Source organism: Kiloniella sp., from assembly GCF_048259265.1.
Lineage (GTDB): Bacteria > Pseudomonadota > Alphaproteobacteria > Kiloniellales > Kiloniellaceae > Kiloniella.
Genome location: NZ_JBLXHT010000001.1, coordinates 1 through 14510, shown reverse-complemented (window position 1 = coordinate 14510; position 14510 = coordinate 1). Strand labels below are relative to the sequence as shown.

Sequence of the window (14510 nt, the reverse complement as noted above, 5' to 3'; positions counted from 1 at the left end):
CTCATGCCGCTAGATTGTTGCTGGTAATTTCATCAAGAGCCTTACAGAGACTATCGACTTGCTCGGTAGTATTATAATGAACCATCGATACCCGTATGACACCACCGGCACCTTGCTCACCCAGACTTTCCACCAATCGGCGTGCATGAAAGTCGCCAAATCTGATTGCAATATCAAATGAGTCCATCTTTTTACAGACATCATTGGAATCTAGGTTGTCGAGTTTAAAAGATATTGTCGGCACACGCGTGGAAGCAACATTCTTGTCAGGTCCAATCACTCGGCAATCATTGCGCCCATTGAGGTACGTCAGCAGCTGATCAGTCAACTCATTTTCACGCTCTGTAATGGCATTATACGCGGTCTCCAGCTTCTCACGTGGGGTTCCCGTTCCACCAACATGCTCCCCAAGAGCAATAAGGTAATCGACAACGCCTACTGTGCTGTAAGCCAATTCATAATTTGGATTGCCCGGCTCTAGCTTCCCCGGCACTTTATCTTTTCCATAGAAGTAGTGATATTGCCCGTCCAATTCAGACAGTAGGTCATATTTACCATACATAACAGCTGTGTGCGGTCCGTAGCATTTATACATGCTAAAAACATAATAATCGACATCCCACGCAACGACATCAATTGCGCGGTGAGGAGCATAAGCAACAGCATCTACACAAATTTTTGCGCCGTGCTCATGAACAAACCGAGCATAATCTGCAACTGGGTTTACTTGTCCCAATATGTTTGACACATGGTGCACGCAAACTAACTTTGTCCGGTCTGTCATCAGCGCGGCTAAGTCTTCGAGACGCAGTTCAAATGTTTCTTGATCAATCGGCCAGAATTTTATCTTTACACCAAATTCTCGCAGACGATCCCATGGCCCAATGTTGGATTCATGGTCCGCAACCGAGATAATAATTTCGTCACCTTCAACAAACTGGCTACGCATAGAGTTCGCAAGAATTTGAACCAGCGCGGTCGTCGAATGACCAAAGACAATTTCTTCGGCACGATCCGCATTTACTAACAGCTGAACAGCCTTACGCCCATCCATAAGTGCTTCGGCAGCAGCCAGTGATACGTCGTAAGTTCCCCCTATCTGCACATCACGATGCGTTAAAAAATCAGTGATTTTTTCAATAGCACCGGCCACTGTTTGTGATCCGCCAGCATTATCAAAGAATGTCCATTTACTTTTTAGTCCCGGGAAATGTGATTGAACAAATTCCTGATCTATTTGTTTTTTTATTACACTCATTTTGCTTCTCTCTCCGCTCAATGGTTCAACACAGCACTCAAAAAATTCTGTGTTCGAACTTCTTTAGCGTTGGAAAATATATCGTCAGGGGTACCCGATTCTATAATTTCACCACCATCCATAAAAATAACTCGGTCGGCAACTTGGCGGGCGAAACCCATCTCGTGAGTAACCACAATCATTGTGACGCCAGTATCTGCCAAACTCTTCATGACATCCAAAACCTCGCCCACCATTTCTGGATCTAACGCAGACGTTGGCTCGTCAAATAGCATTACGCGAGGTTCCATTGCTAACGCACGCGCAATAGCTACACGTTGTTGTTGTCCACCTGATAAGTGTTTTGGATATTTATCCGCCTGTTCAAAAATTCCGACACGCTTCAAAAGCGTATCAGCATGCGCTTCAGCATCCACCTTACTAGCTCCGCGCACCCGCATAGGAGCCAGCATAACATTTCGACGTACGCTCAGGTGTGGAAACAAATTGAACGATTGAAAGACCATACCGACTTCAGCGCGAATTTTAGCCAGTGATTTCCCCGGTATTACAGGGGTTTCGTCCACAATTATTTCACTACTGCGTTCGAACTTTTCAAGGCAATTTATGCAGCGAATTAGCGTTGATTTTCCCGAACCAGACGGGCCAACAACGCACACAACTTCACCTTCGGCAACATCCAGATCAATGCCTTTTAAAGCCTTGAAGTCACCATAGTGTTTCTCAAGGTTTTTTATACTTACAAAACCAGTCATCAGCTTTCTCCTGCCCCAAACCTGCGCTCCATTCGAGACACAGCGGCCACCAACGGCCAAAGAAACAAAATATATATAATCGCAGCCCCGATTAGCGGGCTTGGATTTGCTGATAGAGCCTGAGCTTGGGTTGCTTGCTTGAGCAAATCAGGCATCGCAACAACCGAAGCGAGCGCAGTATCCTTGACAACATTAATAGAGTTGTTCGTCAGCGGAGGAATAACGATTTTAACTGCTTGCGGTAAGATTACATCAAGCATCATATGCCGATAACTTAGGCCAAGAGCTTGTGAAGCTTCGAACTGACCATTTGGGATTGCCTGAATTCCTGCACGGAAAATTTCCGCGGTATAAGCAGCAGATACTAACGTTAAGGCGAGCATCGCTGACCAAAACGGCGACAAGCGAATACCGATAAACGGAAATGCGTAATAAACAATAATCAATAAAACCAATAACGGCAGTGATCGGAATATATCAATATAAACACGCGCTAAAAATTGCACCGAAGACGGTGCATAAAGTCGAACAAGCGACAAAAGAAGACCCAAAATCAGACCTGCAACAATACTTACAGTTCCAAGTTTTATCGTGATCCACAATCCTTTCATAAGCATTGGAAATGCTCTGATTAGGACCTCAGAATTAAAAAAGGTTTCGATAAGTTCCATGATATTCCCATTACTCAGAGTAATGCCCAATCAGGATGTCTGATCGGGCATGATTTAGCTTCTCAGGATCAAGGAATATCCATCACAGTTACAGTCGATGTTGTGTCTTCAGGCGTCACACCAAACCACTTTTCATGTAAGCTAGCGAGGAAACCTTCAGCCTTCAATTCGGTCAAAACATCGTTCGCCTGCGCTACAAGTGCTGCATCTTTTTTGAACATCATTGAATATCGTTCGCCAGTTTCAATACGGGCGACAACTTTCAGGCTAGGCTTGTCTTTGACGTAGTATAACAAGGCAGGAATATCAGAGATATAACCGTCTATTCGTCCAGCTGTAAGATCAAGCATCGCAGATGACAAACCTTCATAACGACGGATCTCAGAAAACCCGACTTCAGCATTGTGCTTCGTTGCCCAGACATCACCCGTTGAACCTGTATCAACACCGGCAACTTTACCTGACATTTCTGCTACAGACTCAGGGCCTCCTGCTTTAACTGTAAGGGACTGGTCACTGTCATAGTAAGGCTGTGCAAAAGAAACAGATTCCAAACGCTCTTTGGTAATTGTAATTGAAGATATCGCGACATCTATTCGGCCTGACTGAACAGCAGAAAACAGTCCGTTGAAAGGAATGTTAACAATTTCCACATCATGACCGAGGCGCGATGCAACTTTTGTCACCAAATCAACTTCAAACCCTACATTTGCGCCTGTCTCGTCTTGAAATTCCCAAGGTACATTCCCGATATTTGCTCCAACTTGCAGCGTATCGGCATAAACAGTCGTTGTAATCCCACTCGCCAGTGCAGCAGTAGCGAATACAGTTTTTAATTTCTTAAATAGCATTTCCGACTTCTCCCTAATTTTGACTTGTTTTTAATCCGATAATTGGTCATACCGGTCGGACCAATTAGGGAGTCAATCCGATGCCGCGTCAAGAAAATAATTTCCCGTTACAGATATAAACTGTAAAGTTTGGATAAATGAATGAACACAAAAGTGGATTTAGACAAAACTATGATTGACCGGACCCCGGTGTCACAAACCGTTGCACGCCAAATTCAAAAGATGATACAATCCGGCGAGATAGAGGCATTACAGCGACTTCCATCACAACGTCAACTGGCAGAAAAACTCGGTGTTTCACGATCATCCCTCCGTGAAGCATTAATGACACTTGAAACACTTGGTTTTGTCAAAACGTATTCAGGAAGCGGAACCATTGTCTGTGACCCAAACGCCAATCCGCCCCCGGATAGTACTCATTGGCGTTACGCAAAACGGTATGACATGAGTGACGTATTTGAAGTACGGATGTTACTCGAAGGACGTCTTGCAAAGCATGCAGCCCAAACAACGACAGCAGATGATATTAATATATTAAAAACTGCGACAGATAGAATGGAAGCGGCATGGGAAAACAATGATCTGATTGTCAATGTAGAGGAAGATCAGGCATTTCATCAACATATAGCAAGGAAATGCCGTAACGTATTACTTTCTCAGCAATATGAATCAATTGTTCCTTTACTTATAGAAACGCAACGCCAGCCGATACCCTTTACAGCAGTGAACAGAATGGCAGAATCTATCGCCGAACATCGCGCAATAATCAAAGCACTACACGAGCGCGACGCGAATGCTGCAGAAAAAGCAATGAATCTACATATCAAAAATACAGCAAAATGTGCTGGTGTCGTAGTTTAAAAAGCCGACCAAAAGAACCTATTCAAGCCTTAAAAGCACCTTAAAGATGGGGATATTACAGGAAGAAGCTCGCAAAACTCTGACAAATTTATCAAGCTTAATCATATTCTAAAACACTTAGAATCAGCAACGTGTTCCATTTATTCAAGTATCTGTGAAATGCCACGTTATTTGGCCCTGTAGTATTGGTAAACGCATGATATCTAACCTCTGAGAATATCAGCGCTCATAGTAAATAACCACTATTCCCATCGAAAATAGCCATTCTAACAGTTGCGAATAAATTGCTGAGAGAATTAGATGGCTGCTTTGAGCCCTTGGTGGACCTTCCTTGGAAGTGTGTAATTCAACTTAGTTGGCACCCTTGGACGACAATACACACTATTGAACTATTTTAAGATCTAAGAAGCGGAACTGGTGTTGCGATGCCAAATGAAATCAAATTATCGGTTGAACAATTTTCTAGTCCAGAACACTCTGTTCAGCATGAACTTCTCGAAAAGATAGCAGTGGAGCTAAATCGGACCGCTGTATTAGTTACTCTGGAATCTAAATTAAACCCAGAGAAACTGAGTGTTACTCAATATCGTGTTGTTTTCTCGCACCTACTATCAGCAGTGAGTACTCTGTTTTCCATACTAAAACCTAGGTAGACACTTGGGTTGCAGGTGCGTGAATCAATCGCGCTTGCAAGAATATTTTATGAAACCTGTTTGGTTGGATCTTACTGTGCACTAACGCGCAAAACGAGCAGAGCTCTACTCCGTGTATAAGGCCTTCAAATCGCAACCAAAACATCGAAATGTCGGTTCGTATGAGGTAAAGGCCTCACGATCTTTAGAACTTGATCGGCGGAGCCCTCTTATACGGGAGGCGCTTAGCGAGTTCTCCGGTAAAAACCGGAGCCGATCAGCTTTCAAAGAGGGGCGAGAAGATATGATTATTGACTTGAACTCAAAGACCCCGACGGCAGGAGTTATGTTTAGTGGCGTTGAAGGCGTGATTTACGACATTAGTTCCGAAATCGTTCATGGATCGTATTATAGCTATGACTTATTTAATAAAATCCAAAATTGTGGCATGGATCAAAAAGACAATATTATTGCTCACTACGATTCTGTATACATTTCGATTTGCTGCTCTGTTGCAGGGTTCTGCAGAGTTATGAATGAGACAATCTGTCCCACTGATCAGATTAAAGCTTTGTCAGAATTCGCTTTGGATGCCGTTAAGCCACTAGCTCTCGATTTGGAATGAAATCGATTACTATCGAATACCAAAGGCTACTTAGTCCGCTCAGCCGACATTGGCGACAGGCTGATTTAACACTATTGGTAACTCCGTTAAATGGCCGCTTGGAGTCCCTATTGCTGAATACTGCTCACCACATCGATGACAGAGATTCTCGCATGTATATTGGATACTATGGAGATTGGGAAAACTCGAAACTTTATGGATGACTGATTTTACATTACGACATAATGTTACTCCTAACAATAAACTTGCACACTGAATCCTAAAGACATGTTTGCTAATTAATTGAACCTCACCAAATCTGAAAAATTCTATAGCGTATCAAAAACAAGGCTCACTTTATGAAAAAAATCTCTTGGTATCTGGCTTTTACGTCGCTTGTAGTCGCAACCACAACTGCAAGTGCACAAGTTAACCTACACCCTACGGAGGTTATAGACGCACAGCGTAATCGAACTATTCCAGTCATGCTTTATCAAAACCCGCAGCAACAAGACAAAACCAAATTGGCAGTTATTTCTCACGGATACGGGGGGCAATACACGGCATATTCATTCGTTGCTGAACACCTTGCTAACCAAGGATTTATCGTTGCGAGCATTCAACATGCATTGCCTGGAGATCCACCGTTGGTCATCGAAGGTGATCCCAAAGTGACCCGTCGACCCAATTGGCAATCAGGTGTGGATGATATTCGCGCGGTTGTGGCATCGTTCCAGTCAAAGGGGATTGTCCAACCAGAAGCAATGACTGTATTAGTTGGCCATTCAAACGGGGGAGATACAACAATGTTGTATGCAACTGAATTTCCGGAAGCCGTCCAGATCGCTTTTACTCTCGATCATAGACGTATGCCCGTCCCACGGACAAGTTCCCCGCGGATATGCTCACTCCGTTCTAGTGATTATGAAGCAGATCAAGGAGTTTTCCCAACAGTTGAAAATCAAGAAGCACTAGGAATGATGATTTGGAAAGCAAAGGCTATTCAACATAATGATATGTGGGACGGTGCAACTGACTCTCAAAAATCGTCGATGCTAAAGGTTTTGAATACCTGTCTTAACGGCTAACGACGCATCCATTGGCTGCGTTTGAAATAAACCAAGTTTAACAAAAGATCCTCACTTTTGGGACGGACGAAGAAAAGTTCTGTCTGCTCCCTAGAGTCAGATAGGCTGATAGCAGCCATTCACATACCAAGAAGCAACGGCAGAAAAGTCCGCATTCAGGTCATTGCTTGCCATACCAAATCAAACCGTAGGCTTCTCTTATTCACAATTTGGTTTGTAATAATCTTTTACATCGTTTTTCAGATAAACCCGGTTTTTCACCCCCATAGGGAACACAGGCTTTATCCAAGCTGCGTCAAGTCTACTCGAAAGCCCTGTGGTAGTTGTTTGAGCAATTTTCGCTAGGCAGCCAAGAGTGATGTAAGATTCATTAAATTTCTCCAAGGTATGCTTATCCACATAGGTGCGCATGAACCGAGTCCTTGGATGTTGTTCTTTGAAGAGTCTCAGGATATTTTGCCCAGCCAGCCTGCGCAATGTTCGAGCATCAGTGTGCTGCGCAGTCATCACCTCACAGAGTCTTGTGTGTTCACATTCTACCCCGCCGGACAATGCGTTCAACACCTCAGTTGCATCGACCATTAAACCGGAAAGCCCATTCACATCAGGATTTGAATATGCGCGCTGAAGCTTGCCATCAAGAAAGCAGCTATAGGTTTCACAAATTCTTCTTTGACAATGCGAATAGATTTTGGTGATTGGCACTAGATCAGCGTTGTTTCCTATTGCCTCCAACTTGCCGATTGGGGCAACAAAAGCTCGAATTTCCTCAGCCGACAAGTGCTCGGCACCCGCACCATTGTTGTGGCGAACTAGCATGCCCGCTTTTACGAAAACATCTACATGCGCATATGAGCAGCCCATGATTCTTGAAGCTTCAATCATCGATAAATCATCAGCAATACGAGATTCGAGAAGTTTAACCTGATGCTTTGTAAAATAACGCGGCGATTTTATTGCTTTCGCTGCAGGCCGTCACATAAGTTGTCATCGAAAAAAAACGGAATTTAAGGTTTCTAGACAATTTCAGACCTTAAACAAAGCCTAAAAATGAAACATAAGATGTCACCCGCCTAAATCTTGAACCCAAATAGTGTCATTTCACAAAATTATTCTGATTTACTCCACATAAGGCACATTATGCGAATCACGGCTCAGGGAGCCGGGCCTTATTTTAAGATGTGTCCGAGACAAGAATAAGCAAATTTCTTTCTCAGAAAAAGCACAAAAAAATAGCCCGGGAAATCCCGAGCTATTTTGTCATCACTCAACCATTAAATAAAAAATAAATACTCAGATACGAGTTCCACCTAATCCATGATGATCCGGTGTTTCAATCCACCCATCCCGCCAAGCATTCAAACATTCTGAAATGAGTTGAAATACGTTGGTATTATATGAATCAAGGATTTTTCCCTCAAACTGCTTCTCACCATCTTCAGAGAAAAGCCTATATTTATAATCGGAACTTATTCTCCCGGTTCCAAACCCGGTAATATTCGCAATTTCAACGGCACCGATTTGTTTTTGCCGATCATAATCTCCGCCAGATACCACATCAATTTTTACTAAAATCATATTCGCTTCACTCCCAATAAAACCAACATTCATTTATTTCTCTTGATGATTCTCCCACTTACCAAAGTTCTGCTTCTAGATATTTCCTTACTCTTACTAGGTCGGATTTCATAATCTCAAAAGCTGACCGTCCTTCAAATGCTTTGTTGGGTTTCTTGACCCAGGCCTCTCCTCTTTTTGGATCCTTAAACAACAAACGCAATCCCTTATTTATTCTAGATACCTCCGTTATTCTCTCTTTAACCTTAGCCTCAACACCTTCGTCTTCACCCGTTTTCAACACTTGGTATTCTCCTAGAGTACATCCGAGAATTTCACACCCTTCCTGCTCGGTAAGTCCCCATTTATCGAATAAAACACAGATCAAATTCATCTCCTGTGGTTATGAAAGCTAAGTCGTTACAAGCGACCGGATACCTGACTTCATTTGAAGAATGCCTTGGACAGATAAATCCCCCCTTCTTACGAGAATATCTCCAAGAACCTTTGGCGGATCCCTTTGCAAATAGACCGATAGTTCACCGCCTAGAACCATCATTATCGCATCCAGGTGGCTTACTCCGTATTGCCGCAGCCCTGAAAATGCCTCGTTAAGGCTAACCAAATCTTGAGATGAGATGCCTTTGCTAGTTACAGTCTTCTTAGCCAAACTATTTAGAAAGTCCTGTGGTGCTGTAGAAGAAAAGACCCAGTTCCTATTTCCATCCACATTGGGTCCACGGACTGCGTTTAACAGCCCATGGGCGGCCAAGTCATCTCCGACCTGACGGCTGATACCAATAATTCGACAGAGGTCATCCAAACTTATCAGGCTATCAAGATAGCTCTTAGCCTGATTAACATTCTCTGCAGTGTAGTTACGGTATTTCTTCTCTATTGATTCCAACGTGACTGGATTGAGAACACCAGTCTCCTCGAGCCATTGAATTTTCTTTGGGCCAATCTTTAAAAGCTTTTCAACTTCATTTCGATTGAGAGTTTTCTTATCTCTAATGGCTCCCCATACGAAAGTAGAACCTTGATTTTTGATTGTCCCCGCCAATCCCCGGCTAGTTAAATAACTTTTGAAAGCATCTCGAAACAGATTAAAGGCCGTCGTATTCTCTGAGTCGTAAAGGCGGACATAAACCGTACCAAACATCTTACGTAGACCAGCTGTTTTGAAGCCCTGGGCTTCTCGTCCCTCTTTAAATTTGTCGAGTTGTTTCCAAAAATTATTTGGCCAATCCACCAATAATTCTGAGGCTTCCAAAAGTAACTCTTTGCGATCTATCGTCGAAAGCCCAATCAATCGAGACAGATCGCAACTATTTACCTTACCTAATAGAAATCCCAGTAAAGAAATAACCTTGTTCAAATCCATAACACTGAGATCACTCAGCTCCCGGAATGGAGTTGCTAATTTATAATCAACATGTATTCCCGCGCTGACTTTAATTGTCTTCATCAATTCTCTGACTGAGTGGGCTTCTTCAACATCACAAGCCGTTTGCAACTCAAAGCCACACTTGCAACGTCCCAGTGTTTGACGGCTCCAAGTCAGCCTTGTGTTGCAAGATGGGCAGTTGCTAAAAAGAGCACATCCATGATCTGGACAATGTGTAAAAATTGCCAAATCCCAGAGCTGACGATGATGGCTAGACTGTTTTAGGCATTCAGGGCATACTTTTGAGGCCTTCAGATCCACAATATCCCGACGGATCAACTGTCCCCCAAATGCCTGCATTGGGGCTTTCTTTGATGCTCCTCGTGTATACCCAATCTCCATCAAGGTATTTATATCCTGCCCAACATAACTTGTTAGAGCACCAGCATGCTGCGCCAAGTTAATCAATCCCGCAGGAGAGTAGGTATTAGCGTCTACAAGCTCGCTGATCCAATGAAGAGAGTCATACATACTAAGATCTGATAACCGCATCAGGTAGCCATGCAGGCTTTCATCAGTGTGCGGGGCAGGGGTTTCTAATAATTTCATTAGGCTACTGCCTTCTCGCGAAGACCACTAAAGGGGTTTTGAACACCCAAACTTAAATCTTGGTATGCCCGGGAAAATTTCCGTACACTGAGGGAGAACTCTCCATCAGAAAGGCTGAATTTAGCAGCCCTAATAATCAACTGAATTGCTATACCTCTCATGCCCCCGGTAGCTTGTAATATAGCGTGTGCAATCGCAGGTGAAGACAAGTTACTTTCTGTAGGAAAGGGTAAGCCTCCTTCAACTTCGTGAAGGAATGAGCACCATTCCTTACGATCAGTCATATTTTCCCATATCGCCTCAGGAAACTCAGTATGCCCCCACCTACGACGGCTAAATTGATCGTTAGATGTTATTACATCGATAAACTTTGGTAAGCCGACAAACACAACTGGAATTCCCCAATCGCTTACCGCATCCTTTAACCACTCAGATGTATCATAAATGACTTTCTCATTTTTACTTTCAATCAGTTGCTGGGCTTCATCTAGAAAAATAAGTCCAATGTTTTTCTTTTGTAACCAATGCTTTGTCCGTGCCATCATATTGTGACTGGTCGCACCCGTTCGTAGATAATTTGGATCCTCTAATTCAAACAGGATACTTTGAGCAACGGCCTTCCTTGTGCAAGCAGAAGGCAACTTCACATATAAAGAATTAATACGACTATTCGCTTTGCAGAATTGCTTGACGAACATAGTTTTTCCAGCCCCGGCCTCACCCAGAAGCGTATAATAACTACTGGTTTCAGAAGCTTTTTCAGAAATTAAAAATGCCTTCAGATCTTCTTTTGCAAATAATGTTTGCTGATTGTCGACGTACAAAGAAGTCAACGTTCCAAGCTTTTGGATGTTTTGATAAAAATTATTTTCCATTATAAAATTCCTTAAAATTATTTTTGTTATTAATCGTCTAGATCTGGTTGATTGAGGTAAAAATCCTCAAAACCATCGTCTTCGGTTATAACTCGACTTCCGTCATCATATGGGTCAGCTGGATCTTCAAAGACATCCTCAACCGGACCGTCGATACCTAGAAACCCATCAAAATTATCAGGGGTATTTCTTGGCCCAAGAACGGCTTTGTCGTTTGGTAGACGACGGGGTTTTCTTGTTGATTTTTCACGCAGTCTTCCAACCTTGAATTTGTCCGAAAGATTTTCCGTTGGAAGTTCATCAAAATATTGTCCTTCAACTTTTTTACGCTGAAGTTGTACTTGAGCCATTGCTCGCTTCTGATCATCGTAAGTGATGCCATCAATGCTGTCATGATCCAGACAATAAGCTTCAATGTAGAGTCCACTAGCGGGATCCTGTACCCATACTTTAGTCATATCTTCCGGGTTATACTTGATGACAAATTTTTTGCCCTTTTCACCAACATGCCGGGCATAAAGATCGTTTAATTTGTTCGAATTATAATGCGTACAGTTAATCTCAACACCTTTTCGGCTAACAACTTGTTGCCTAGAGTGAGCAAAAATTAAATCTAGATCAGCAACACTGGATGGAACATGTACAGGGTATAATTCCACCCCCTTGTTCCACTTATTTAGAGGGCTGTCATTAATGCCTCTATGCCACTTCTTGTTATAATCAGTGGCAATATGTTCTTCGAGAATTTGCACCATGGCATCAAAATCAATTACCGCTTGCTCCACAGAATTATAATCACCTCGTTTCAATGGGCTTTCAAAAGTAGTTCCAGGAAGTAGGTGGAATAAACGATGATTTAGAGATTTAAAAAATCTCTCAACATGAGGCTTTTGGCGTCCACGGGCCGCCTCACAATAACGAAGATTAGACCCAAGAGTGGCACAAAGATCTTGAAACGCCGTAGAATGAAAATCTGCGCCGTTATCAACAAGGATCTCTTCAGCACAACCAAAGCAAGGCCACTCTTGTCTATAATTGGTCTTGGGGCGGATCATGTGCTTCAAACAAGATGCAAGTGAATTATAAGAAGGGTCTTTTAAGGACAGATGAAACCCCACAACCATTCGGGAATACTGATCTATTGCAAGCGTTAACCAAACCCTTTGAACAGTATTTTCCCCTTTAACTGTAACCATGATGTCCACTTTGGTATGATCCACTTGAACAATTTGCATGGGTCGTGTTGCACGTTTCATCGAAAAGATTGGCTCAAAGATCTTATCAGCGATCTCTGGTCCTTCCCTTTTAAGGGCTTTTTCATATGGATCGATTTTTTTGATCTTTTTGTAGAGAGTTGACTTGGATGGAAATGGCATACGCTCAGAATCTGATAGCGGTTTGTTGTAAGCCTTAATCCACTTACGGACATAAAGATAAGCTGCCTCTACCGTCCCTTTTGTGCGGTCCAGGTAAACTTCATCAATTGCCTCTTTGATAAAGTCATTTAATAGAGATGGGTGCCGTTCAGTCCTATTTCCTTTGAAACGATTTCCAGGAACAACAGCTTTAATATCCTTGCCAGCATTCAGCCAACGTACCAACCATCTTCTGATTTGCCGAGAGGACATCCCCTTGTCAGCAGGGTTCACAGATTTAACAATTACGTCGATTTTACGATCATTCAACTTGTCAGGCATAGCTTCATGAACTGCTTTTAGATATGCCTCTGTACGAAGAGCCGCTTTTTGATCTCTCTCAGTAAAGCTACTAAAAGGTCGTTGCCAATTATCGTTTCCAGCAACCTGACGCCACTCTCCAAGTCTGATTTGGCCATCAAAATAGAGATCGATAATATCGTGCATGTTAAATTGCTTGATATGTGATGTTTCTTCTTGTTCCAAATAGACTTCGTCACCAACCAAACGGAGCACCTTAAAATGAGCTTTCTTAATTTGAATCGCTTCTCCAACGGAGAATTTTAGAGCTGTTGAATTTCTTTTTGCCTGTACCATTATTTATTCCCCCTTATTTTGCTAACGTCACAATTGTGTTTGAATTAATGTCTTCTTCACCCGTGTTCACTAAGAGCACTCCAGCGCAGACCATCGCGTAAGTTTTCTGAATTGAATTTTCAAACTTCAGCGCTCGAAAACAGCACTGAAGAGTGACTTCACGACTTCGAATAAAGAGAGACTTGATGGCTTCAACATCTTGGTAGCTGTATTCAGAACGAGCATAACGAAGTAAGAGCTCTGAATTTCTTAAGCGTGGCTGTTTAGCTGCTTCATCATCAGCTAGTAATGTAAACTTATACCCCTGCCCTTTAAGGGCCTCTTCTATCGCTCCATACTTTGATCGAATTTCTGGGTCTTTCAATATTTCAGCGGGCTTAACTTCAACAAAAGTTTCCTGCCCGTATTTCTTAACCCAAAAATCTGGGTAGTATGTATGTGATCGACCATTGAGTTCATAGGGGATCGCGGCTGGCTGCTCTTTATAATCAGTTACGCCGGGATCAACTTCTATAAGCTTACAGGCATTAAATTCATTGTTTGATTCAAAGGCTATCCTGCGATTCAATTTGTTGCTTTGAAAGTAACCACGAAAAGTAGCTTTTTTCTTCACAACGATATTTTTACGACCAGGTCCAAACATTTATTTTCTCCAAAGGTTAATTGCTTTGAAAAATAATTAGGGTCTTTTTGAAAAATTTTTCTGGGTATAAAAAAACTGAAATTTTCAATGTTTTTTTATTTAATTCCGAATTTAATTACGCCCAAAAATAAATTAAAACCCACAGCCAGCCTAGGTTGACTGTGGATTTTCGATTATTTAATTACTCGAAGAGCAACTTCTTTTATTTTTGAAATAGAAATATTTAAATAATTAACTCTAAAGAAATTTTCTGACCCACAGAGGTCAAAATCAACATCAGAAACCTTATACGTTTTCAAATATATCTCAGACTGAAGATTTAATTGGTCTAACACCCCATAAAATTCTTCAATTAAATCCACGACCATCTGTTTGGCATCTTCGCGGGCAAATATTTCGGCAGGATTATTGGCTGGAGTGCTTTGAATGCCACGGGCAAGGGAGAAGGCTTCTTCCATCCACTCCCCAGCCTGTACTAATTTATCCCTATCGGCTTTATTTAGATTTTTTGGTAGTTCCCAAACCAAATCCCAAATGGTCGTATTAATAAACGTATCAACTAGGTTAGTATTCATTTTAAAAATCCCTTTTAGTTTTAACGTATTTAAAACTTAGGGTCGGATTTTTGAGAAAATCATTTTTTTTGGATTTTTGAAATTTATTTATAATTATCGAAATTAAATTAATTATTGTTATTTTTCTAAAAC

At 42.0% G+C, this 14510-nt stretch carries 15 protein-coding genes; 3 read left to right on the top strand and 12 right to left on the bottom strand.

Annotated elements, in window-relative coordinates:
* Position 1: 1 nt before the first annotated feature.
* The 4 genes from ACN0QW_RS00075 to ACN0QW_RS00060 form a co-directional block, all read right to left on the bottom strand.
* The gene (locus ACN0QW_RS00075; RefSeq protein WP_417427654.1) at positions 2–1258 is read right to left on the bottom strand and encodes an aminotransferase class V-fold PLP-dependent enzyme; all 1257 of its coding nucleotides are present in this window, start codon (positions 1256–1258) and stop codon (positions 2–4) included.
* Between the two features lie 17 nt (positions 1259–1275).
* Complete coding sequence (locus tag ACN0QW_RS00070) at positions 1276–2013, bottom strand: amino acid ABC transporter ATP-binding protein (protein ID WP_417427652.1); 738 nt, start codon at positions 2011–2013, stop codon at positions 1276–1278.
* Positions 2013–2684: an amino acid ABC transporter permease gene (locus ACN0QW_RS00065; RefSeq protein WP_299372976.1), complete on the bottom strand. Its 672-nt coding sequence runs from the start codon at positions 2682–2684 to the stop codon at positions 2013–2015. Before ACN0QW_RS00065 ends, ACN0QW_RS00070 begins: the two co-directional genes overlap by 1 nt.
* A gap of 68 nt (positions 2685–2752) precedes the next feature.
* Positions 2753–3535 (bottom strand): ABC transporter substrate-binding protein, encoded by a 783-nt coding sequence (locus tag ACN0QW_RS00060; RefSeq protein ID WP_417427649.1) that lies wholly within the window; start codon positions 3533–3535, stop codon positions 2753–2755.
* 141 nt (positions 3536–3676) lie between these two features.
* Here ACN0QW_RS00060 and ACN0QW_RS00055 point away from each other — a divergent pair, with 141 nt between their 5' ends.
* From ACN0QW_RS00055 to ACN0QW_RS00045, 3 genes are all read left to right on the top strand, one after another.
* A complete protein-coding gene (locus ACN0QW_RS00055; RefSeq protein ID WP_417427647.1) occupies positions 3677–4396 on the top strand; it encodes a FadR/GntR family transcriptional regulator in 720 nt (239 codons plus the stop codon).
* Positions 4397–5332: 936 nt separating this feature from the next.
* Positions 5333–5653 carry a hypothetical protein gene (locus tag ACN0QW_RS00050; RefSeq protein WP_417427645.1) on the top strand — a complete coding sequence of 107 codons (321 nt, stop codon included), beginning with the start codon at positions 5333–5335 and terminating at the stop codon, positions 5651–5653.
* A gap of 338 nt (positions 5654–5991) precedes the next feature.
* Positions 5992–6720 carry a serine aminopeptidase domain-containing protein gene (locus tag ACN0QW_RS00045; RefSeq protein WP_417427643.1) on the top strand — a complete coding sequence of 243 codons (729 nt, stop codon included), beginning with the start codon at positions 5992–5994 and terminating at the stop codon, positions 6718–6720.
* 198 nt (positions 6721–6918) lie between these two features.
* On the opposite strand, the gene ACN0QW_RS00040 is transcribed toward ACN0QW_RS00045, so the two are convergent.
* The 8 genes from ACN0QW_RS00040 to ACN0QW_RS00005 all read right to left on the bottom strand — a co-directional run bounded on the left by ACN0QW_RS00040 (position 6919) and on the right by ACN0QW_RS00005 (position 14378).
* Positions 6919–7605 (bottom strand): hypothetical protein, encoded by a 687-nt coding sequence (locus ACN0QW_RS00040; RefSeq protein WP_417427641.1) that lies wholly within the window; start codon positions 7603–7605, stop codon positions 6919–6921.
* Between the two features lie 408 nt (positions 7606–8013).
* Positions 8014–8331: a hypothetical protein gene (locus ACN0QW_RS00035; protein ID WP_417427639.1), complete on the bottom strand. Its 318-nt coding sequence runs from the start codon at positions 8329–8331 to the stop codon at positions 8014–8016.
* Between the two features lie 25 nt (positions 8332–8356).
* Positions 8357–8665, bottom strand: a complete 309-nt coding sequence (locus tag ACN0QW_RS00030; RefSeq protein WP_417427637.1) for an MbcA/ParS/Xre antitoxin family protein — start codon at positions 8663–8665, stop codon at positions 8357–8359.
* 24 nt (positions 8666–8689) lie between these two features.
* Positions 8690–10273, bottom strand: coding sequence for a TniQ family protein (locus tag ACN0QW_RS00025; RefSeq protein ID WP_417427635.1), 1584 nt, complete (start codon positions 10271–10273; stop codon positions 8690–8692).
* Positions 10273–11148 (bottom strand): AAA family ATPase, encoded by an 876-nt coding sequence (locus tag ACN0QW_RS00020; protein WP_417427633.1) that lies wholly within the window; start codon positions 11146–11148, stop codon positions 10273–10275. Before ACN0QW_RS00020 ends, ACN0QW_RS00025 begins: the two co-directional genes overlap by 1 nt.
* 29 nt (positions 11149–11177) lie before the next feature.
* Entirely contained in the window at positions 11178–13160 is a 1983-nt protein-coding gene (locus ACN0QW_RS00015; RefSeq protein ID WP_417427631.1) for a Mu transposase C-terminal domain-containing protein, read from the bottom strand.
* Between the two features lie 13 nt (positions 13161–13173).
* Positions 13174–13803, bottom strand: a complete 630-nt coding sequence (locus tag ACN0QW_RS00010; RefSeq protein ID WP_417427629.1) for a Tn7 transposase TnsA N-terminal domain-containing protein — start codon at positions 13801–13803, stop codon at positions 13174–13176.
* Between the two features lie 173 nt (positions 13804–13976).
* Positions 13977–14378 carry a hypothetical protein gene (locus ACN0QW_RS00005; RefSeq protein WP_417427627.1) on the bottom strand — a complete coding sequence of 134 codons (402 nt, stop codon included), beginning with the start codon at positions 14376–14378 and terminating at the stop codon, positions 13977–13979.
* Positions 14379–14510: the final 132 nt, after the last annotated feature.